The 21,570-nt window shown below is 35.5% G+C and carries 18 protein-coding genes; 12 read left to right on the plus strand and 6 right to left on the minus strand.

What is annotated here, in order from left to right; genetic code table 11:
* Positions 1–212: 212 nt before the first annotated feature.
* On the minus strand, positions 213–1,646 hold the full coding sequence (locus ACKTTZ_RS05450; RefSeq protein ID WP_407847717.1) for an MAC/perforin domain-containing protein: 1,434 nt from the start codon (positions 1,644–1,646) through the stop codon (positions 213–215).
* Between the two features lie 440 nt (positions 1,647–2,086).
* Between ACKTTZ_RS05450 and gltX the strand changes: the two genes are divergently transcribed.
* Both gltX and ACKTTZ_RS05460 read left to right on the plus strand, forming a co-directional pair.
* A complete protein-coding gene (gene gltX / locus ACKTTZ_RS05455) occupies positions 2,087–3,595 on the plus strand; it encodes a glutamate--tRNA ligase (protein WP_407847719.1) in 1,509 nt (502 codons plus the stop codon).
* A gap of 49 nt (positions 3,596–3,644) precedes the next feature.
* The gene (locus ACKTTZ_RS05460) at positions 3,645–4,601 is read left to right on the plus strand and encodes an acetyl-CoA carboxylase carboxyltransferase subunit alpha (RefSeq protein ID WP_034692938.1); all 957 of its coding nucleotides are present in this window, start codon (positions 3,645–3,647) and stop codon (positions 4,599–4,601) included.
* A 66-nt stretch (positions 4,602–4,667) separates the two neighbouring features.
* Here the strand turns inward: ACKTTZ_RS05460 and ACKTTZ_RS05465 are convergent, their stop codons facing one another.
* The gene (locus ACKTTZ_RS05465) at positions 4,668–5,438 is read right to left on the minus strand and encodes a DUF6759 domain-containing protein (protein ID WP_407847721.1); all 771 of its coding nucleotides are present in this window, start codon (positions 5,436–5,438) and stop codon (positions 4,668–4,670) included.
* Positions 5,439–5,581: 143 nt separating this feature from the next.
* Between ACKTTZ_RS05465 and tsf the strand changes: the two genes are divergently transcribed.
* The 9 genes from tsf to ACKTTZ_RS05510 all read left to right on the plus strand — a co-directional run bounded on the left by tsf (position 5,582) and on the right by ACKTTZ_RS05510 (position 17,727).
* The gene (tsf, locus tag ACKTTZ_RS05470) at positions 5,582–6,406 is read left to right on the plus strand and encodes a translation elongation factor Ts (protein WP_034692936.1); all 825 of its coding nucleotides are present in this window, start codon (positions 5,582–5,584) and stop codon (positions 6,404–6,406) included.
* A gap of 324 nt (positions 6,407–6,730) precedes the next feature.
* On the plus strand, positions 6,731–9,556 hold the full coding sequence (locus ACKTTZ_RS05475; protein WP_407847724.1) for a gliding motility-associated C-terminal domain-containing protein: 2,826 nt from the start codon (positions 6,731–6,733) through the stop codon (positions 9,554–9,556).
* 220 nt (positions 9,557–9,776) lie between these two features.
* Entirely contained in the window at positions 9,777–13,175 is a 3,399-nt protein-coding gene (locus tag ACKTTZ_RS05480) for a T9SS type B sorting domain-containing protein (protein ID WP_407847726.1), read from the plus strand.
* Positions 13,176–13,378: 203 nt separating this feature from the next.
* Positions 13,379–14,173, plus strand: coding sequence for a hypothetical protein (locus tag ACKTTZ_RS05485; protein ID WP_034692932.1), 795 nt, complete (start codon positions 13,379–13,381; stop codon positions 14,171–14,173).
* Positions 14,174–14,464: 291 nt separating this feature from the next.
* Entirely contained in the window at positions 14,465–15,229 is a 765-nt protein-coding gene (locus ACKTTZ_RS05490; protein ID WP_034692929.1) for a DUF6759 domain-containing protein, read from the plus strand.
* A gap of 96 nt (positions 15,230–15,325) precedes the next feature.
* On the plus strand, positions 15,326–16,003 hold the full coding sequence (gene trmB / locus ACKTTZ_RS05495; RefSeq protein WP_034692928.1) for a tRNA (guanosine(46)-N7)-methyltransferase TrmB: 678 nt from the start codon (positions 15,326–15,328) through the stop codon (positions 16,001–16,003).
* A 172-nt stretch (positions 16,004–16,175) separates the two neighbouring features.
* On the plus strand, positions 16,176–16,712 hold the full coding sequence (locus ACKTTZ_RS05500) for a DUF6759 domain-containing protein (RefSeq protein ID WP_407847729.1): 537 nt from the start codon (positions 16,176–16,178) through the stop codon (positions 16,710–16,712).
* Position 16,713: 1 nt separating this feature from the next.
* Positions 16,714–17,154, plus strand: a complete 441-nt coding sequence (locus tag ACKTTZ_RS05505; protein WP_034692924.1) for a DUF6759 domain-containing protein — start codon at positions 16,714–16,716, stop codon at positions 17,152–17,154.
* Between the two features lie 387 nt (positions 17,155–17,541).
* A complete protein-coding gene (locus tag ACKTTZ_RS05510) occupies positions 17,542–17,727 on the plus strand; it encodes a bacteriocin-like protein (protein ID WP_131797547.1) in 186 nt (61 codons plus the stop codon).
* A gap of 72 nt (positions 17,728–17,799) precedes the next feature.
* Here ACKTTZ_RS05510 and rpsB read toward each other — a convergent pair whose 3' ends face one another.
* From rpsB to rplM, 3 genes are all read right to left on the minus strand, one after another.
* Positions 17,800–18,561 carry a 30S ribosomal protein S2 gene (gene rpsB / locus ACKTTZ_RS05515; RefSeq protein ID WP_034692922.1) on the minus strand — a complete coding sequence of 254 codons (762 nt, stop codon included), beginning with the start codon at positions 18,559–18,561 and terminating at the stop codon, positions 17,800–17,802.
* 206 nt (positions 18,562–18,767) lie between these two features.
* Positions 18,768–19,154 (minus strand): 30S ribosomal protein S9, encoded by a 387-nt coding sequence (gene rpsI / locus ACKTTZ_RS05520; protein WP_002976218.1) that lies wholly within the window; start codon positions 19,152–19,154, stop codon positions 18,768–18,770.
* A gap of 6 nt (positions 19,155–19,160) precedes the next feature.
* Complete coding sequence (gene rplM, locus ACKTTZ_RS05525; protein WP_002976217.1) at positions 19,161–19,616, minus strand: 50S ribosomal protein L13; 456 nt, start codon at positions 19,614–19,616, stop codon at positions 19,161–19,163.
* Positions 19,617–19,964: 348 nt separating this feature from the next.
* On the opposite strand from rplM, the gene ACKTTZ_RS05530 reads away from it, so the two are divergent.
* On the plus strand, positions 19,965–21,062 hold the full coding sequence (locus ACKTTZ_RS05530) for a DUF3667 domain-containing protein (protein ID WP_253318138.1): 1,098 nt from the start codon (positions 19,965–19,967) through the stop codon (positions 21,060–21,062).
* A 45-nt stretch (positions 21,063–21,107) separates the two neighbouring features.
* On the opposite strand, the gene ACKTTZ_RS05535 is transcribed toward ACKTTZ_RS05530, so the two are convergent.
* Entirely contained in the window at positions 21,108–21,440 is a 333-nt protein-coding gene (locus ACKTTZ_RS05535; RefSeq protein ID WP_407849139.1) for a hypothetical protein, read from the minus strand.
* Positions 21,441–21,570 lie beyond the last annotated feature (130 nt).

Below are 21,570 nucleotides of genomic sequence, written 5' to 3' on the forward strand. Positions count from 1 at the left end.
ATATCATTAATTGGTGAATTTAACAATCGTTTAAAACGCTACTAATAAGCATTTGCAGCATCACACAATGGAGAGTTAATAACAATAAACAATTACATTTATTACTTTCTCACCAAACTCAAAACCCTATTCAATTATAAATAAAAAGCGGAGCCAGAATTACTGACTCCACCCATAATGTATAACCAAATTGATTTATATAAATCCAAAAATTAATTAGCTGGAATATAGAAAGCAATACCTTCTCTGATACTCCAATAGTTCACAGGACCTAAATTAGGCGACACTGAAAGATAATGATCCGATCCGTTTTTAGCTTTATAGCTGTATACAGGAATTCTTCCAGCTCCCGGAGTTTTATAAGCATAGAATGCTACCCCCATATAAACATTCCAATAAGAAGATGGTTGCAACGTACTGGCCTGTGTAAAGTAATGATCTGCTCCTGAAGTACTTTTATAGCAGTAAATAGGAACTGTATCTGGTGCTTTGTACTGAAAAACTTTAAATGTTGGTCCTTCATTAGTCCAGTAAGAAGATGGCTGAAGGTTTGTATTGAAAGTGAAATAATGATTACTGTCTGCCTGATTTTGGTAGCCATATAACATTGTGGTATTATACTCCAATGAAATTTGGTTATCAATTAAATACTGATCTACATACGCCTTAAGCTGAGCTTTTTTAGCAGCATCTTTTACCAGATTATAGATAGGGACTAGGCCGTTATTTCCAAATTCTACCAATACAGAATTGCTAGCCGTAGAACTGCTTTGCCAGTTTGCAATATTAATTTTTGGAGTATTCTGATCAAGATTAAGTTCTCCAACCAAACCTTTTGAAGGATCACCACCCCTTGTTCTGTAGGATAATTTCTTAGAGTAATTCATAGATGATTCCGACGTATTCACATCATTGGTTACATCCACATCAAAGATAGATTTCACCCCTACTTTTACTCCAATTCTGGCAGCACGATCACGGCTTTCGTTACTTGTTTCAGACTGGAACATGATATCCATTTTAGCTCCTGTATAAATATCAACCATAACGTGAGTTCCATAATCCTCTACAATCTGCTGAGGAGATTTCGTTTGCAAATCCTGGGTAAATTCCGGAGTTACATAATCTGCTAACATATCCGTGGTAGCATTGAATCTTAGCCTTTTTTGCTTAATGATAAGGTTGTAACTGCCATAAATGTATTTGGCATCAAATTTATGGTTGGTTGTCACTGCAGAATTAAACCCTACTGATACTGTTTTTTTAAACAAAGGAATTCCTGCTGTAACATCTACTTTTGTAGAAACCATTTTAGAATAGGTTTCTGCATTTTCTCCATATTCTTCAAGATACTGTTGTGTATTTGTATTTTCAGAGAGTAATCTTGCAGCCTGTTCTGTTTTAAAACGGTCAATATCAACCACTTTAAAACCTGCAGAATTAGCATTAGCATATTCCCCAGTAGCATTAAAACCGTGCCCTAAGACATCATAAATACCATCACCTGCAAATTTGGCTGCTGACAAACGATTAGTTTTTGCCGGACTATCAGGAGCAGATTCATTATTATTCAGATCATCTGAAGAACATGACCCCATGAAAAGCAACAGTGCTGCACTGAAGCTAAATAAAATTTGTTTTTTCATAGTATTATTTTAAAATTTTCAACAAATATAAACTTCAATATGAGGTGAAATATAAAAACAACAACTGACATATATCATTATTTAGTGATTTTAATATATCCTTAAAACACAATGAATAAACGACCAAACAATCCCTTAATTGTGATTTAATTAAAGAATACAAATTACAGAAACAAACGTACAAACACTCGCAAAAGAACACACGCATTAAACACAATACTTATTGTTTATGAATTCATTTTTCACAACCACATTTTATAGGTTATGATCAATGAGTAAAAAAAATATTATCAGAAATATAAGATTGGGAGTTTTAAAACCGCATTTATCCAAAATCTATAGAAATAAATAAAAAAGTCAGGATCAAAAAATCAATACACGGTCAGAAATCATCTCTTAAACGCATAATTTTAAGTAAATTTGCAAAAATTTAAATTGAAATGGAGAAAGTAAGAGTACGTTTTGCTCCAAGTCCTACAGGACCATTACATTTGGGAGGCGTAAGAACCGCATTATATGATTATCTTTTTGCTAAAAATCAAGGGGGAGAATTTGTATTGAGAATTGAAGATACAGATACAGCCAGATATGTAGAAGGAGCTGAAGAATATATTGAAGAAGCTTTAGAATGGTGCGGAATCATTCCTGATGAAAGTCCTAAAAAAGGAGGAAAATTCGCTCCTTACAGACAATCTGAAAGAAGAGACATCTATGATAGATATACAGAACAGATTCTAAAAACTGACTATGCATACATTGCTTTTGATACAGCAGAAGAACTGGATGCAATGCGTTCTGAGTACGAAGCGAAAGGTGATGTTTTCTCTTATGATAATAAAACAAGAAACCGTTTAAGAAACAGCCTTGCCCTTTCAGAAGAAGAAGTCCAAAAATTATTGGATGAAAAAACTCCTTATGTTGTAAGATTTAAAATGCCTGTTGACAGAGTATTAAACCTTGAAGATATTATTCGTGGAAAATTTAAAGTTAATACCAATACTTTAGATGATAAAGTTCTGGTAAAGAATGACGGAATGCCGACTTACCATTTTGCGAATATCATTGATGATCATGAAATGGAAATCTCTCACGTCATCCGTGGTGAAGAATGGCTTCCATCTTTGGGCCTTCATACCTTATTATATGAAGCAATGCAGTGGGAAGCACCACAATTTGCACACCTGTCTTTAATTTTAAAGCCAGAAGGAAAAGGAAAATTAAGCAAAAGAGACGGAGATAAATTCGGATTCCCGGTATTCCCTCTTGACTTCAAAGATCCAGCTACAGGTGTAGTTTCTAAAGGATACAGAGAAAATGGATACCTTCCTGATGCTTTCATCAATATGGTAGCATTATTAGGATGGTCTCCGGCAGATGATAAAGAAATACTTCCTTTAGAGGAGATGATCAAAGAATTTGATCTTCATAAAGTACATAAGGCTGGCGCAAGGTTCAGCAAAGAAAAATCCGAGTGGTTCAACCATCAATATATTCAGATGAAATCTGATGAAGAACTTCTTCAGATCCTTAAGAATACAGATCTTGATCTTTCCGCCGTATCTGATGAAAAGCTATTGAAAGTAATTCAACTGATGAAAGAAAGAGCCACTTTCCCGAAAGACATCTATGAGAGTGGAAAATTCTTCTTTGAAGCTCCAACTTCGTATGATGAAAAAGCATCGAAAAAGGCATGGAATGAAGAAACATCTACAATTTTAGGTGAATTGGCTGCAACATTTGAAGCCACAGACTTTGTTGCTGAAACATTGAAGCAAACCATGCATGACTTCGCTGAAAACAAAGGATTAGGCATGGGTAAAGTCATGATGCCGTTACGATTATCTTTGGTAGGAGAACTGAAAGGACCAGATGTTCCGGACATTCTGGAAACCCTTGGTAAAGAGGAAAGTATCTCCAGAATAAACAATGCTATAAATAATTTTAAATAGAATAACCATAATTTTTCATACATTTGAAAGATTTAATTTACTTCAAGAAATGGAATATTTAAGTTTCGAACTTCCTATCAAAGAATTGATGGACCAATACCAGACGTGTTCTTTAGTAGGAGAAGAAAGTGGTGTTGATGTAAAATTAGCATGCAGCCAGATTGAGGATAAGATTTTAGAAAAGAAAAAAGAAATCTATTCAAGTCTTACACCTTGGCAAAGAGTACAACTGTCCCGTCACCCGGATCGTCCTTATACACTGGACTACATCAACGGAATGGCAGACAAAGGCAGTTTCTTAGAACTTCATGGAGACAGAAATTTCGCTGATGATCCGGCAATGATTGGAGGATTGATTACCCTTGATGGTCAGAAAGTAATGATCATAGGGACTCAAAAAGGAAGAACAACTAAAGAAAGACAGCACAGAAGATTTGGAATGCCAAATCCGGAAGGATACAGAAAAGCTTTAAGATTAATGAAGCTTGCTGAAAAATTTAATATCCCTGTGGTAACTTTAGTAGATACACCGGGAGCTTATCCTGGATTGGAAGCTGAAGAAAGAGGACAAGGAGAAGCTATTGCAAGAAATATTTTTGAAATGGTTCAGCTGAAAACTCCAATCTTCACTTACATCATCGGAGAAGGTGCCAGTGGTGGAGCATTAGGAATAGGTGTTGGAAATAAAGTATATATGTTGGAAAACACTTGGTATACAGTAATTGCACCAGAAAGCTGTTCTTCTATCTTATGGAGAAACTGGGATCACAAAGAAGATGCAGCCAATGCATTAAATCTTACTCCAGCAGATGCTTTAAGAGAAAAGTTCATTGACGGAATCATTGAGGAACCACTTGGAGGTGCTCATTATGATCAGGAAACCACTTATTTGAACTTGAAAAATTCAATTTTACAAAATATCAAGGCTTTTTCCAAATTTACAGGACAGGAGCTTGAAACCCAAAGACAGGACAAATTCATTGCAATGGGCCAGTTTAAAGGATAAAAAAATAAAAAGGTTAAGAATTTCTTCTTAACCTTTTTTCTTTAGTTTTCTTCTTTCTTATTCTATTTATTCCGCAACATTCAGGGCAATTTCAATATCCTGAGTAATTTTCTTTACAGATGAATATTTTGCATCACAAACTGATGTGGTCATTACGTATTCTCCTTTATCAACCAGGATAAAATTCTCCCCTTTTGCTGGAACCGTTAGATTATAATATTTTTTCCCGCTGATCTTAACAATAAGATTACAGGCTGATTTGTTCTTGATATTGATATAAGCTTCACTTTTGTTGATATCATTATTAAAAAGATGAGTAAGCATTGCTGCTCTCCTTTTCCCTTCCTCACTTGGTTCAGCTTTAGATGTTCCTGCCGTTTTTGCTGTACCTGCAGATCCCACCGATGCAAAAGTAGTTCTTCTTTCTTCTTTTAAAGCTTCAATAGCAGCTGCTGTATTATTAGAAACAGGTTTCCCATTGGATGTATAAGTTTTTTTTGCGGCAATTGTCTTTCCGCTATTCAATTCATTATTTTTAACAATATTTTCGATTTTCTCTTTACTAATTGGTTTAATCGTAGGCTTTGCTTCCGGAGAATTATCAGCCATGATAATATCAATCAACTTTCTTTTGAAATAGTCGGTTTTAGCATGACCAGGGTTCTGTTTCAAAAATCCGGCAATTATTCTTGCCTCTTTTGAAATCTCAGCTTCCTGCTCAGTATAGATAATTACAGTTTCTTTTTCAACAACAGCTTTAGATTTTGTTTTTTTCTTTTTTTGAGAAAAACCTAGAGCAAAAATGCATATAAATAGAAGGAAGAAGATTTTTTTCATTAATCAAACCTTTAAAATAATATTAAATATATTAATAACGTGAAAAGTCATTTTTTAGTTTATCATTAAAATTATTATCTTTGCACTGCTCTAAAATTAAGCTAAAAATTAATACTAATCTTAAATAAAAAATAATAGATATTATGTCTTATACACCAGTTGCTGCAGACGTAGCTAAATTAAGAAACCAAACAGGTGCAGGTATGATGGACTGCAAGAAAGCTCTAGTTGAAGCTGAAGGAGACTTCGAAAAAGCGGTAGATATCCTTAGAAAAAAAGGACAGAAAGTTGCTGCTAACAGAGCTGACAGAGAGTCTACTGAAGGTGCAGTAATCGCAAGAGTAAACGAAGACAACACTTTAGGTGCTGTAATTTCTTTAAATTGTGAAACTGACTTCGTTGCTAAAAATGAAGCATTCGTTGAGCTAGCTTACGAATTAGCTGAAATGGCTATCTTCGCTGCTACTAAAGAAGAACTTTTAGCTACAGATTTCCACGGAATCACTGTTGCTGAGAAATTAGTTGAGCAAACAGGAGTTATCGGTGAGAAAATTGAAATCGGATCTTTCGAAAGAATCCAGGGAGATTTCTTAGGAGCTTACATCCACGCTGGAAACAAAATTGCTGCAATCACTTCTCTTTCTGCTAAAGTAGACGGAGCTGAAGAAGCTGCTAAAGCTGTTTCTATGCAGGTTGCTGCAATGAACCCAATTGCTCTTGACGAAACTGCAGTTTCTCAGGAAACTATCGACAGAGAGTTAGAGATCGAAAGACACAAACTTACTGAAGAAGGTAAGCCTGCAAACATTATCGACAACATCTTGAAAGGTAAAATGCAGAGATTCTACAAAGACAACACTTTGGTACACCAGGATTTCATTAAAGACGGAAGTATCTCAGTTGCTGATTACGTAAAATCTGTAAACGCAGACCTAAAAGTAACAGGATTTGTAAGAGTAAGCCTATAAGCTAACTTTTTCAAAAAATATAGAATCCCGGTGAAGTTTCATCGGGATTTTTATTTTTATATTACTTCTGCTATACTTATTAACGCAAAACTATCATCCGGAGGGAAAACCAATAAGGTTTTAAACAATTCAAATAGACAAAATTTTTCTCCAGGAAATGCTGAAAGATAATTACATAGACTGAGGATGATATTCAATTACCAGTTTCATATTCAAGATGGCTTTTAATTAAATATCAAAGACGATTTTTTAACATTTATTTAAATTTTATTAAAAGTATTTCATTTTTTATTTTATTTTTGTAGAAATCCTAATTCCATACACATGAAAAGATTTCTACTCAGTTTGGTATTAATTTTTTTGACAATTAATCCACTCTTTGCACAAAGGGATACCGAGCATTGGATTGCTCCTTATTATGACAGTGTTGGAGGGTATAACAATATGATATACCTTTCTACTGATTCAGACACACCTTTTGACGTAACCATTTACAACAACAATGCCGCGATTACAACTGTTACAATCAGTAAAGGCAATCCACAAACCTATAAGGTTACTAATAACCTTATTTCCACAGGAACATCTACCGAAGCATTCATTGTGGGTAACAAAGGGCTTTATTTAAAAGCAGTCAAACCTTTTTACTGTAGTTTAAGACTAGCACAGAGTGTTCACGGGGAAGTCATCACCAGTAAAGGAAAGGCTGGAATTGGAAAAACATTTTTCGTTGCTGCCGCTCCTAACACTAATACAAGCAGTATTCAGAATTTTACTGCAGGTGTTCTTGCCACTGAAGACAACACAAATGTAACAGTATCATGGAACCCAACTGCAGGAGTAGTTTTTATTAATGGTAGTCCAACTGGAAATACTCAGACTTTTACTTTACAAAAAGGACAATCTTTCATCCTTGCAGGATCTGGATCGCAGTCTGGAAACAAAACTGGTTTTATTGGTGCCAAAATAGTTGCAACCAAACCAGTTACACTTACCAATGGAAGCTGTAATGCCAACTTCTCAGCTTCAACAACAGGAAGTGATCCGGTTCTGGATCAATCTGTTCCGGTTGACAGACTTGGAAATACTTTTGCCATGGTAAAAACAAGATCTACATCTCCCGGCCTAAATATGGAAGGAGGTCTTATTGTGGCTACAGAAGATAATACTGATGTATATTTAAATGGCAGTGGTACTTCTGTTGCGACACTTGCTGCCGGAGAATGGTACAGAATTAATGAAACCAGCTACGTGGCTCAGGGAACATTAGGACATTCAAACATGTTTATTTCAACAACCAAAAATGTATATCTATATCAATTTATTGGAGTATTGGCAAGTGATGCAACCAATGGATTCAACTATATCCCGCCATTAAACTGTTTTCTTCCAAGAAAAATTGATGAGATCGGAAAGATTAATGAAATGCCTCTTGGAGTAGGAGGAGCCAGCATGACAACAAGTGACCTGGTTGTAAAATTAAACATCTTAACAGAGGCTGGTGCTACTGTCATGCTAAATGACGCTCCTCTTTTGCCTGAGGCCGGACCTTATCCATTGGCAGGAAATGCTAACTGGGTTACCTATGGAATCAACAGTGTATCCGGAAATATTAAGATTACATCTACAAAAGCTGTAACAGCAGGTATCAATGGAGGATATAGTTCTGCAGGATACGGAGGTTACTTTGCCGGATTCTCATCAATCCCTGTAATTGCGAAAAAGACAGGTGAGTGTGTTCCGGGAATCGTTCTTGAAGTAGACGATGGATATGAAACTTATCAGTGGTTCCGTGACGGAGTTGCTATTCCTGGTGCTACCAGTTATACATATACTCCTACACAATCAGGAAATTACACCGTAAAAGTAACAATGGGAACCTGTCCTCCTGTGACAACTCCTATCTATAAAGTACAAACTTGTTTAAAAGAAACAACACAAGCACTTAACGCTTGTTCTACTAAAATTATCACCCCTACATTTACTTCTTCCACTCAAACTGTGGTTCCAAGTACAGTAGTAATTTTAACTCCTCCTACCAAAGGAACAGCTGTAGTGAATCCAAACGGAACAATCACTTATACACCTAATCCTGGATATTTAGGACCAGACAAAATCATCTATAAATTCTGTGGAAACTCAGTTGAATTTACAGATTGTGAGCAAGTGACATTAAACCTTACTGTAGTACCATTCATCGTAACCGATGCTTCTATTAAGGCTTGTTGGTACGATGTGGATCCTTACGCTTATTTTGACCTTACAAAAGCAAAAGTAACAGACTATAATGCTGTTACAAAAAAATACTACCGTACCCTGAATGATCTTACGGCAGGAATCAATGAAATCACAACACCAACCAATTTCCCTTCAACCGGAGGATTTGTATATGTGAAAGTAACAACTGCTGAAGGATGTACGGCAAATGCAAAAATTGAATTAATTGTACTACCAATTAAAAAATCTCCAGTCCTTGTAGATCAGTATATCTGTATGGATGCGAAAACTAACCTGGACGCTGGTCCTGGATATGATTCATACCAATGGAGCACTGGAGCTACCTCTTCAGGTATCAGAGACATAGGTGTTGGAGAATACACTGTAATTCTTGGTAAGAACGGATGTTTCCTTACACAGACTGTAAAAGTTAAAAAAGTTGAAGATCCAGTAATTCAAACTATTGAGATCAATAATAATACAGCAACTGTAATTGTAAGCGGAGGTAAAGCTCCTTACAAATATGCAGTTGATGGAACTGCAAACTGGCAGGATTCAAGCACCTTCACAGGTTTAACAAGAGGACAGCACACTTTCTATGTAAAAGATGTTTATAACTGTACTCCTATTGCTGTGGAAGTTACCATTCCTAATCTATTAAATGCCATTACACCTAATGGAGATAATGTAAATGATTATATAGATTACAGTGAATTGGCTTATAAAGAAAATCTAAGCTTTGTAGTGTATGACAGATATGGAAACATGGTGTTCACCGGAAATAGATTCAACAACTACAGATGGGATGGAAAACACTTTGATAAAAAATTAGGAACAGGAACATACTGGTATCATATCAGTTGGAATGAGGCCAACAAAGAAAAGACTCCAATAAAATATACAGGTTGGATTCTTGTTAAAAACAGAGAGTAATAATTAGTTTAAAACTATATTTAATGAGCCGTGATCAAATGATCGCGGCTCATTTTTTTAGACTTTCAATTAAATCCGCTTATTATATTAAGTTAAAAGCAAAAAAAATAATATAAATTTAAATTTTGTTTAACCACCTTTTCGAAATCATATTTTTTTATTCTATTTTCAATAATTTAATACTTTTTATCACTAAATTTGTGATAAAGACCACCGCTGAATGAAAAAAATTTTATCTTTTTTGTTTATGTTTTGCATTTTCACCTCTGCTTTTTCCCAATTGGACCGAGAGCATTGGTTTGCTCCTATGATAGACAGAACAACCGCTCCCAATCCCTATCAAAAACTGTATTTATCTACCAATAGAACAACTCCTTTTCCTGTAAGTATTTACAATAACAATGTTTTGATTGGAACAGTAAATATCAGTAAAAATAATCCACAGAAATTTGATGTATTAAGAGATTATATCATTACCAAACTGCAGGGAGATTTATTCACCACAACCACTAAGGGATTATATCTTAAAGCTGAATTTCCCTTTTATGCCAATTTAAGGTTCTCAGTATTCAACCATGCAGAAATCATTACTTCCAAAGGAACTTCTTCCACAGGGCTAAAGTTTTATGCAGCTACAGCTCCTATTACGGTGAGTAACCCCATTCTGAATTTCATGACGAGCGTATTGGCAACCGAAGATAACACCACGGTTACCGTTTCCGGCTACAGTCCTACTGTTCAGTTTTCAAATGGACTGACTGGAACAACCAACCCGACATTAACATTTACTTTAAATAAGGGACAATCCTACATTATTGACGGAATTGGTAACATAACAGGAAACTTTAATGGTTTCATTGGTGCAAAGATTACTTCAAACAAACCTGTCAATGTTACCAATGGAAATTTTAACGGTCAATATGCAGGAAATTATCCAGCTAGCTCAGATATTTTAATGGATCAGGCAGTACCTGTCAACAGACTTGGAAATGAATTTGCCATTGTAAAGGGTAGCGGACCGATTGGTACTCGTACAGAAGGAGCTATTGTAATTGCTACTGAAGACAATACTCAGATCTTTGTCAATAATGAAATTCCTCCTGTAGCAACTCTCAATGCAGGAAAATACTTCATTATCCCTGATTCCAAATATATCCTTCAGGGAAATGGTCATTATAATTTATATCTCAAAACCTCTAAAAATGCTTATGTCTACCAGATTTTAGCTGGAGATTCAAATGCAGGAAGTGAAGTATTTACCGGAGGATTCAATTTTATTCCTGCATTAAACTGTTATCTTCCGAAGCAGATTAATGAACTGGGACTTATTAATGAAAATTTTGTCCATTCCAACGGTCACCCCGGAGGTATTCTGAACATCACCACAAAACTGAACATTATTACAGAAAGAGGAGCTAACGTTACAGTGAACGGAGCAAATCCACCAGCAATAACCGGCCCTTACAATATGACTGGTACAACAAATTGGGTTACCTATGGAATTCCCAATGTAACAGGTACTATTACTGTAGTTTCAGATAAAGCAATTATGGCTGGCATCACTGCCGGCAGTGATGCGGTAGGATATGGAGGTTTTTTTGCCGGTTTTCCTACACAGCCGGTTATTTTACAATCCGGAGGTGGTTGTATTCCAGGGATGGTTCTTACTGTTGATCCTTTAATTTATGATACCTACCAATGGTACAGAAATGGGAATATTATTCCGGGAGCAAATACTTCTTCCATTGCCCCTGCACTACCAGGGTATTATACATGCTCTGTAACAATGGGAAGCTGTGCACCTTTAGTCACTGAACAATTTAAAGTTCTGAATTGTACAAAACTATCCAGTACCTCATACACTGCATGTAATTCTAAAACGATAATCCCTGCATTCAGCGGTTCACCACAAACTCCCGTTCCAAGCACGGTAGCTATTACAACAACACCTTCATTGGGTACAGCTGTTATAAACTCTACTACAGGCGTTATTACTTATACTGTAAATACTCCAGGAACATCAGGAACTGATACATTCTCCTATACATTCTGTGGAGATGATCCAGACTTTCCAGATTGTGAAACGATAACCGTTACGATGAATATTCAGGCTCTAACCGTAATGAATGCAACATTATTTGCCTGTGATATCAATGGGCAGGGAACATTCAACCTGACGACAGCCAATGTTACCAGTAACTCACCAGTTACTATTACTTATTACCCTACCCTTTTGGATGCTCAGAATGAAAATGCAGCAGCACTAATAACTAACACAACTGCCTATACCGCAACTAACGGAACAATAGTATATGCGGTTGTTAATGACAATATTGGATGCAAAAATATTGCACAAATAACACTATCACTTTTTAATAAAGCTATTGTACTGGATAACTACAATGGTACCTTCTGTGATGATAATCTGGATGGAACAGTTACTGTGGTGCTTTCCAATATCACCCCTATTGTTCTTAATAATCCAAATTACTTTACGAATGTAAGATATTATGCAAACCTTGCAGATGCCAATGCAGGGAATAACAATACGCTCCCTAATAACTGGAGTTATACAGCAACTACAACCATTTACATCAGGGTAGATTCTCCGGATGGATGTGCTTCTGTGATCAAACCTTTACAATTTAGTATCGGAGCAAAAGTACCATTGATTACAAAAACTGTTACAGAAAGCACCTGTGATGATGATTTGGACGGAATAAAGAGTGTTAACTTAGCTCAGTTTATTCCCCAGTTTACATTAGATCCGAATGTTACCTTCACTTTTCATGCAACTTTAGCAGATGCTCAGAATAATGTGAATCCAGTTTCATCCCCTGTTAATATTACAACTTCACAGACTTTTTATATCCGTTTTGAGAAAAATGGAGTTTGTCCTGAAGTAGGTACTCTGAAAATCAATATTAAAGTTCCTAAGAAATCAGATATTTTAAAAGATAAGACCATTTGCCCAAAAACCACTACTACACTTAATGCAGGACCTGGCTTTGAAAAATACTTATGGAGCACCGGGGCAACTACTCCTTCCATTACGAATGTTGCTCCCGGAAGTTATTGGGTAGAACTTACCTCCAATGGCTGTGTTTACAAGCAATATGTAAATGTTACAGAATTACCTCTTCCAATCATAACCTCTATTGAAATTGATGGAACAACTGTAAAAGTTGGGGCAAGCGGTGGTACACCTCCTTATGAATATTCTTTAGATGGTGTGGTATGGCAGAGTTCCAATGTTTTCTACAATGTACCCAGAGGAGCTCACAACATATTTGTAAGAGACTCTAAAATGTGTGAGGATGTTAAAAAACCATTTGCCATTATTAACCTGATCAATACCATTACTCCGAATGGAGATGGTCATAATGAAGTCATCGACTATTCTTCTTTAATGAAGAATGATAATCTTGTATTCCGGATCTTTGACAGGTATGGTGCGGAAGTCTTCAGAGGCACTCCTGAAAACAGATACACCTGGGATGGAAGAATTGGTGGCAGGTATGTTCCTACAGCAAATTACTGGTACTTCATCACCTGGACAGAATATGGCTCCAACCTTATGGTAAAATACACGAGTTGGTTACTTGTAAAACATAGGTAACAACAGAAAACCGGAAGAAAAGCAGTTGAAAATTCAGTACTTCTTTCTTCCGGTTTTTTTATGTAAATGTTTCGTTTTTTACATGAGTGACAAGTTTCTAACACTCCTTAACAATTTAATCCCAAAGTTTAATATAACTTTAACCACTATTATTCATCTAACTACACAGAATTGCTTTATTTCTATGTAATTTTGCGCATTATATGAAGAAACTGTTTACTCTACTGCTATTGGTTTTTCTGGCAAAAATTAATGCACAAATATATTCCGGGGAGGTATTTCTGAGAGACAACTCTATTTTATATCTCAATCAGGTGTATGTCACCAATCTGAATACACAGAAGACCGTTCTTACGGACTACAATGGTAACTTTAATATCCCTGCCAATATCGGGGATGTCATCCGGTTTACCTCTATCGTGACCGAAAGAAAAGACATCAAGCTGACTCCTCAATCCATGGAACAAAAAAATCTTGTTGAGCTTAAAATTGCCTATTACGAAATTCAGGAGATTGTTCTCAGCAGGTTCAAGCCTACCGGTAACCTTCGATATGATGTTAACTCTTTAAGAAAAGAAGATAAAGCATATGCCCTTAAAAAAGTAATTGGTCTTCCTGAACCCAAAGGAGATGGAACACCACCGGAACTTCCTGTTGCAGGACTTCGAGATGGAGGACTTACCTTCAGCCTGGAAAGTATTTATGATATCCTTTCCGGTGAAAGAAAGAAAAAACAGCGTTACCAGGCCTATGAAAGGATGAACAGCTCCGTAGCACAGATCAAAAATTATCTGGGGAAAGATTATTTTATAAAGTTTAAAATACCGGAAAACTTAATTGACAATTTCCTTCAGTTTGTTTATTCCTCCGAAAATATCCAGGCTTACGTATTAGCAGGTAACTTTGAAGCAGTAAAAATTCCTATTGAAAAATATCTTCCTATTTATCAGAAAAGACTCAAAAATTCACACCTTCAGGAAGTTGTAGGCGGTAACTAGAAATTTTTAAAAAAACAACTCAAAATATTTTATAACTCATGTACATTACATGGGTTATTTTTTTGTTGAATGACTGAAAGTACCAGCTATGCTTTGCTACAAGTATTTACAATATGAATTATTCAAATTTTGCAACAAATTATTCCTCAATATTCAAAAATATGCTTAATTTTATCTCACAAACAAGTGTTTAAAATAAAAACACCAGATATTTCGTTATCAAATAAAAAACTAAGCAACCAAAACGCAAATTAAGAGTGAAGCACCAAATTTCTAACTTAATATTAATTAATGAAAAAAGTACTTTTACTTCTTGGCTGTATGTTCTTTTTTATGGTTTCTGCCCAAAAGAAAGGGAAAGATTATAGTGATATTTTAAAAAGTAAGAATATCTATGAGATCAATGCCTTTTTAAGGGATGCTCACCCTGATGATCCCCGAAGATCTGTTTTGAAACCCAGGGTAATGGAAATGATGAAAGAGTATATCAAAAATGCACACCCTGCTGATCAAAAGGTAAAAGACATGCAGGAAATGCTTGCTATGTTGAGGAGAAGACCTTCTACCAAAATTACTTTTGATGAAATGAATGCCATCATCAAACAAAAACAAATTGCAAAATACAAAGCTGAGCTGGCTGCAAAACAATCTACCACAGTGTTTACTCCAAGTACTGCTCAAAATACATATGTTGTGAATACCACTGCAAATACGGCAATTCCTAATGCTGAAGCAGAAGAATTCAATATGCTGATGGCTGTATCTCCTGTAGAACACAAAAACAGAACAGTAAAAATCTTAAATTCCTTATTTGATAATGATCCTAATGCTAAAGAATGTATTGTTTTGATTCGAAATAAATCGGATTGTAATATCATCGTAAGAATAGAAGGTGTAGGAACTACCAAATATAGACTGGCTGTTCCTGCTCAGGGTGAAGGTTCCATTGTGATAGATAAAGGGCAATATCTTTTTACCAGCCTTGTTTGCGGAGCTCAATATGCTTCACAAAAAACAATTGAAAGACCAATTATGGTGGCTTTGGGAAGTCAATAATACAAACTAAATGCGAATGATCTCTATGTCTTTTACAACCAAAAGACATAGAGACTCCATAAATTTTCACTATTTTTGCACTCATTTTATAACTCAATGGGCAAGAATAAATTAGCAAGATTTGCAGAAAACAAAATATTACCGAATGTAATCCAGCCAACAAGAGAAGATGCTTTAAATGGTTTCGATCTTAAAGGAAAATGGAGAGACAATTTTTTTAAAAATGATAATCCTATCGTATTGGAACTGGGCTGTGGAAAAGGAGAATATTCTGTAGGACTCGCAAAAACATTTCCTGAAAAAAACTTCATCGGAGTTGATATTAAAGGAGCCAGATTTTGGTTTGGCGCTAAAGAAGCCGTGGATAACAACATGACTAATGTAGCGTTTTTGAGAACTCAGATCGAACTTGTAGATTATTTCTTTGCTGAAAATGAAGTAGACGAAATCTGGATTACATTCCCTGATCCACAGATTAAATATAAAAGAACAAAACACAGATTAACCCATCCGGATTTTTTAAACCGATATAAAAAGTTCCTGAAGCCAGGAGGAATTATACACCTGAAAACCGATTCAGAATTCCTGCATGGATATACCCTTGGATATTTACAGGGAGCAGGTTATGAAATCATTTCTGCCCACCATGATATCTACGGTGCACCAGAATACGATCCTAATACAGAACATTTGAGAGACATCAAAACGTATTATGAAGAGCTATTCTCAGCGAAAGGAAAAACAATTACTTACATCAAATTCCGGATAAGCTGATGAAATAAACCAACTTGATGAAAAAAAATTTTTAACGATTTTATTCTTCACATTTCTTATTCCCCACTTTACGCAGGCTCAGAAAAGCAGTAAAGACATTTTAAAAAGCACAAACATCAAAGAATTTGAAGAATACCTGAAGAACGCACAGCCTGACGATCCTGAAAAGACTGTGCTGAAACCAAAGCTTATTGCTTTAAAAAACACAGAATGGACAAAGGGAGCACTTACGGCCAAACCTATGGAAGCAAGACCTGTTATTGCAGACATTCCTAAAGGTGCAATGAGAAATCCTAATTCGGACGATGCCAAAGAGTTTAAAAAACTTATTGCTGAAACCTCTGCTGAACATAAGGAAAAAACAGTAAGGGTACTGAATGCAATGTTTAATGAGGATATTCACCGTAATGAAGCGATTCTCTTATTCAAAAATAATTCTGACTGTAATATTGTATTGCGGATAGAAGGAAAAGAGTTTTACAATCTTGCTGTTCCTGCTCATGCAGAAAATTTCATTGTACTTAAGAAAAACTCATATACATTGAGCAGCAATATCTGTGATATGAAATATTCCTCTCAGAAAGATATTAAAAAAAGTATATTTGTAACGGTAGACAATCCAAAACCGTCCAACATTGAACTGAAATCTGCTCAAAAGGAGCCAATAACAGAGAAGTCAAAAAAAAACAAAAGTCAAAAAATAAAATAGGATGAAAAAACTATTAGTTCTTACCGGAATTTCATTGATTCTTGCCAGCTGTAATGTCAATTATGGAGGCTATCCGGGAAGAACCTCCTACCCTTATCCTGCTAACAATTCAGGGAACAGAGCCAATACAGAAAGAGAGTATAACGATCTTATGAAGACTTATAAGCCGGAAACAGCTGATGTACTTAATGACCTTCTCAACAGTGATGATCCTAAAAATCCAAAGACCTCTATTTCTGTGGAAAATAAATCTCCTTGTAATATGGTCCTTACGGTGAGCGGCGGCAATTTCTTCAAGAAGATCCCCATTGGTGCAGGTAAAATAGGATATACCATGGTTCCCAAAAATCAGAACTACAGATTATCCGGAGTAGTTTGTAATTCTAATTACCAATCAACAAAATTTGTTACTACTTCTTATTCTATAAAACTTTCAAACTAAAATATAACCTGCAGAATTCTGCAGGTTTTTATTTTTTAATGAAGGTATTCATCTTTATTATAATCAATAGCTGTTGACACCAGGATCATATGGCTTTTAAAGCTCTCAAAATAACTCGTTATAGGAAAAGTCTATGAAAGAATTTATACTGCCTGAAAACGCTTAATAGAACGATCAGCATAAACCAGTATCCATAAGCCCGTCCTCATATTTCATTGTTCTTAAAATAATGCTGAGCTAAAGTCCTTTTATTAAAAGTGAAAACTGGCATTAAATCAAAATAATATTTTGAAAACCAAACACATAAAAAATATTTCCATATATTTAGAAATATAATTGCGGTATCCGAAAAGCATATAGAGTAGGAAAAAAATTAAAACTAAAACCATGAAAAATTTAAAAAAAGTCTCAAGAACTGAGCTAAGAACAATCAAAGGAGGATACAGAAGCTGTATGGATGGCTGTAGTATGGAACTGGGAGAAATGTGCTGCAATGGAGTATGCAGAATTGGAGTAATTATTCCTAGTACTGATCCTGATCTACCGGAGCTAATGGTATGTCCTAAGAAATAAATTCGGATATAAACAATAAAAAAACGCTGGACCGAAATCCAGCGTTTTTCCTATATTAAAGAAAATCTTTAATTATTCTGCATCGAAATCAGCATCTGTATCAGCAGATACTTTTTCTCCTTCTTCTTTAGATTTTTCTTTATCAGCTTTTCTTTGAGACTGACCTTCTTTGATAGATTCAGAAACTACGCTAAGGATCATATCAATAGACTTAGAAGCATCATCGTTTCCTGGGATAACGAAGTCAACTTTTCTAGGGTCAGAGTTTGTATCAACGATACCGAAAACTGGAATACCAAGTTTCTTAGCTTCAGTTACCGCGATATGTTCTCTTAAGATATCAACTACAAATACAGCAGATGGAAGTCTCACCATGTCAGCGATAGAACCTAAGTTCTTCTCTAGGTTAGCTCTTTGTCTGTCAACTTGCAATCTTTCTTTTTTAGATAAAGTTTCGAACGTACCGTCTTTTTTCATTTTGTCGATAGAGTTCATCTTCTTTACAGCCTTTCTGATAGTAACGAAGTTCGTTAACATACCTCCTGGCCATCTTTCTGTAATATAAGGCATATTAAGTTCAGAAGCGTGTTTTGCAACTACTTCTTTCGCTTGCTTCTTAGTAGCTACGAAAAGAACTTTTTTACCTGCAGAAGTTAATTTTTCTAAAGCGCTGCACGCTTCATCCAATTTAACTGCTGTTTTATGTAAGTCTACAATGTGAATACCGTTTTTCTCCATAAAAATGTATGGAGCCATATTTGGATTCCACTTTCTAGTCATGTGACCGAAGTGTACGCCAGCCTCTAAAAGGTCTTTTACATTTGCTTTTGCCATGTTTTCTGTTTTTGTTAGTTTACTTTCCGTCTTTTAAACAATCAACAACTTCTTTAGATGGGAGAAGCGTTTGGATGCTAAACGTAACGGGCAATTGGCGGTTTGCTTTTTGCTTTTGGCAATGGGCTTTTCGCCGAGATTAAGTTTAAAAAAATTTAATACATTCCTGTAGCCAATAGCTATAAGCCATCTGCCAACGAGAAATCTTAACGTTTTGAGAATTGGAATCTCTTTCTTGCTTTTTTCTGACCTGGCTTCTTTCTTTCCACCATTCTTGCGTCTCTTGTAAGTAAACCAGCTGGCTTCAATGCTAATCTGAACTCAGCGTTGATTTCGCATAAAGCTCTAGAAATACCTAATCTGATAGCCTCTGCCTGACCTGTATTTCCACCACCGAATACGTTTACGGTAACGTCATACTGACCAACAGTCTCAGAAAGGATAAACGGTTGGTTTAATTTGTAAACCATCACGTCTGTAGAGAAATATTCTTTAGCATCTTTACCGTTTACTGTAATAACACCAGAACCTGGTTTTACATAAACTCTAGCTACAGAAGTTTTTCTTCTTCCGATTTTGTGAACTATAGACATAATTAATTATTTAAATTCGTTAACATTAATTGTTTTTGGCTGTTGAGCTTCATGTTTGTGCTCAGTTCCTTCATATAAGTAAAGGTTCTTAAGGATAGCAGCTCCTAATCTGTTTTTAGGTAACATACCTTTTACAGATTTCTCTAATACCTTTAAAGAATCTTTCTTTTGAAGTTCAGCCGCAGTCATAGACTTCTGTCCACCAGGGTATCCTGTATGCCAGATATAAGTCTTATCAGCCCACTTGTTTCCGGAAAGTGTAATTTTCCCAGCATTCAAAACGATTACGTTATCACCACAATCTACGTGAGGTGTGTAGTTCGTTTTGTGCTTACCTCTCAAAATCTTTGCAACCGTAGAAGCTAATCTACCTAACGGCTGTCCTTCAGCGTCTACCACAACCCATTCTTTATTAGCAGTAGCTTTGTTCGCTGAAACAGTTTTGTAACTTAATGTATTCACACGTTTTAGTTAAAGATTAAACATAATTTACCCCTAAAAGGGTGTGCAAAGGTACAAATTATTTTCGTAACCCAAAAACATATTTTATTTAATCTATATAATCTTCACTCTACACTCCTCTATCAATAGATTTTAACACTATTTATAATTTTGGCACAGATCTTGCGAACTAATGAGCCGATGAAAAAAACACTTCGAAGATTCTAAAAACACCAATGAAACAGCAAAGAGTTTATTCCCTCAACTCTTTCTTTTATTAAATTTACTTTAACGATTCCCTTAAAATATACTAGTATATATATAATTTCACTGAAATAATTATATTTGTGGCAATCATATTCCATAATCATGAGCCACGGAAAAGTACGAGAAGATAAAACCTGTCTAAACTGCGGACATCAGGTTGAAGAAAGGTTTTGCCCCCACTGCGGACAGGAAAACATTGAAAGACGACAGCCTTTCTATTTTCTTTTCACCCATTTCATTGAAGATTTTACTCATTATGACGGACAGTTCTGGGGAACAGTAAAAAATCTGTTATTTAAACCCGGCAAACTGACAAATACTTATCTTGAAGGGAAGAGACAGAAGTTCGTACCACCTGTAAAGCTTTATATTTTCGTCAGTTTTATTACATTCTTCGTGTTTGCCCTTTTTCCTATGGTTAATATAGGCTCTCCAAAAGAGGGAAATACTGGAGAAAATAGTAAGACCAACCTTTTAAAAGTCATGAAACCTGCTGGAAAACAAAAGCTGATAGACAGTATCAAAGCAAAAAAACATCTGACTGAACAAGACTCTCTTGCCATTGAGGGAATAAAAGCAATGCCTGATTCTTCTGAGATAGGAGACATGATGAACATGGACAAAAAAATAGATCCGGACGTAAGCTTTGGAGAATATAAAACCAGAAAGGCCTATGATTCTGCTAAAGCCAAAAACCCGTCATCTCTCAGTTTTATTGAAGCTCCCATTGTTCACAAATTCTTTGAACTTAAAGAAAAAGGGGTTAAGAAAAAGGAGATTATGGCCGGCATGTTAGAAAAGTCTTTTCATAATCTTCCTAAAGCCCTTTTCATCTACCTTCCACTTTTCGCATTCTTTTTATGGGTTTTCCATAGTAAGAAAAAATGGTGGTATTTTGATCACGGAATTTTTACCCTGCATTATTTCTCGTTTTTACTGCTAACCATCTTACTGATATTCCTAATCTTTAAGTTGACAGGCCTTATAGATTTTTGGCTGATTAATACTATTTTATATTTAACAATATCATTCCTGTTATTATATACCATGGCGTATTTCTTTATTGCCCACAGGCGTGTTTATCGTGCCCATGGCTTGGTAAGCATTATTGTTGGAATGGTATTATTTACTATTAATTTTATTGCATTCATGTTTTTACTCCTGGGCCTTGCCCTGATAAGTTTCATGATGATTCACTAAATAAAAAAATAAGCTGTCACATTTGACAGCTTATTTTTTTATTATTTATTTTCTTAATGATTTAGTTGCCCTAAAGCTCGCTATGACATAGTAGGCGACAAACACCATGGAAAACTTCAGAATGGATGGTATAGCCAGCTCAAGTTTAAAAATAAGAGTACCTACAACAACCAGAATAGCCATTACTACAAAAGACAGCCCCAGTTTCTTTACCAATGTAATATCCGGAGTATCTAAATAATAAGCAATCCCCCACGCTGCACCAAAAGCAATAGCATAGTAGAACTCTAACCCGCTATTCTCTGAACTTAAAAAGAAATAATTAATCAGGAAGCTTACTGCAGTTCCCAATGCGAAATATATCAACGCTTTTTGCATGTCTGTAAAATATGGTGCAAAAATAGAGAAATTAATTTGAGAATCTGACGAAGCCCCATTTGAAAATGAAATCGTCATAACTCATTTTAATTCTGTAGTTACCGAACCATTCAACTTTCAAACATTTAAA

The organism is Chryseobacterium sp. KCF3-3, from assembly GCF_045865955.1.
GTDB lineage: Bacteria > Bacteroidota > Bacteroidia > Flavobacteriales > Weeksellaceae > Chryseobacterium.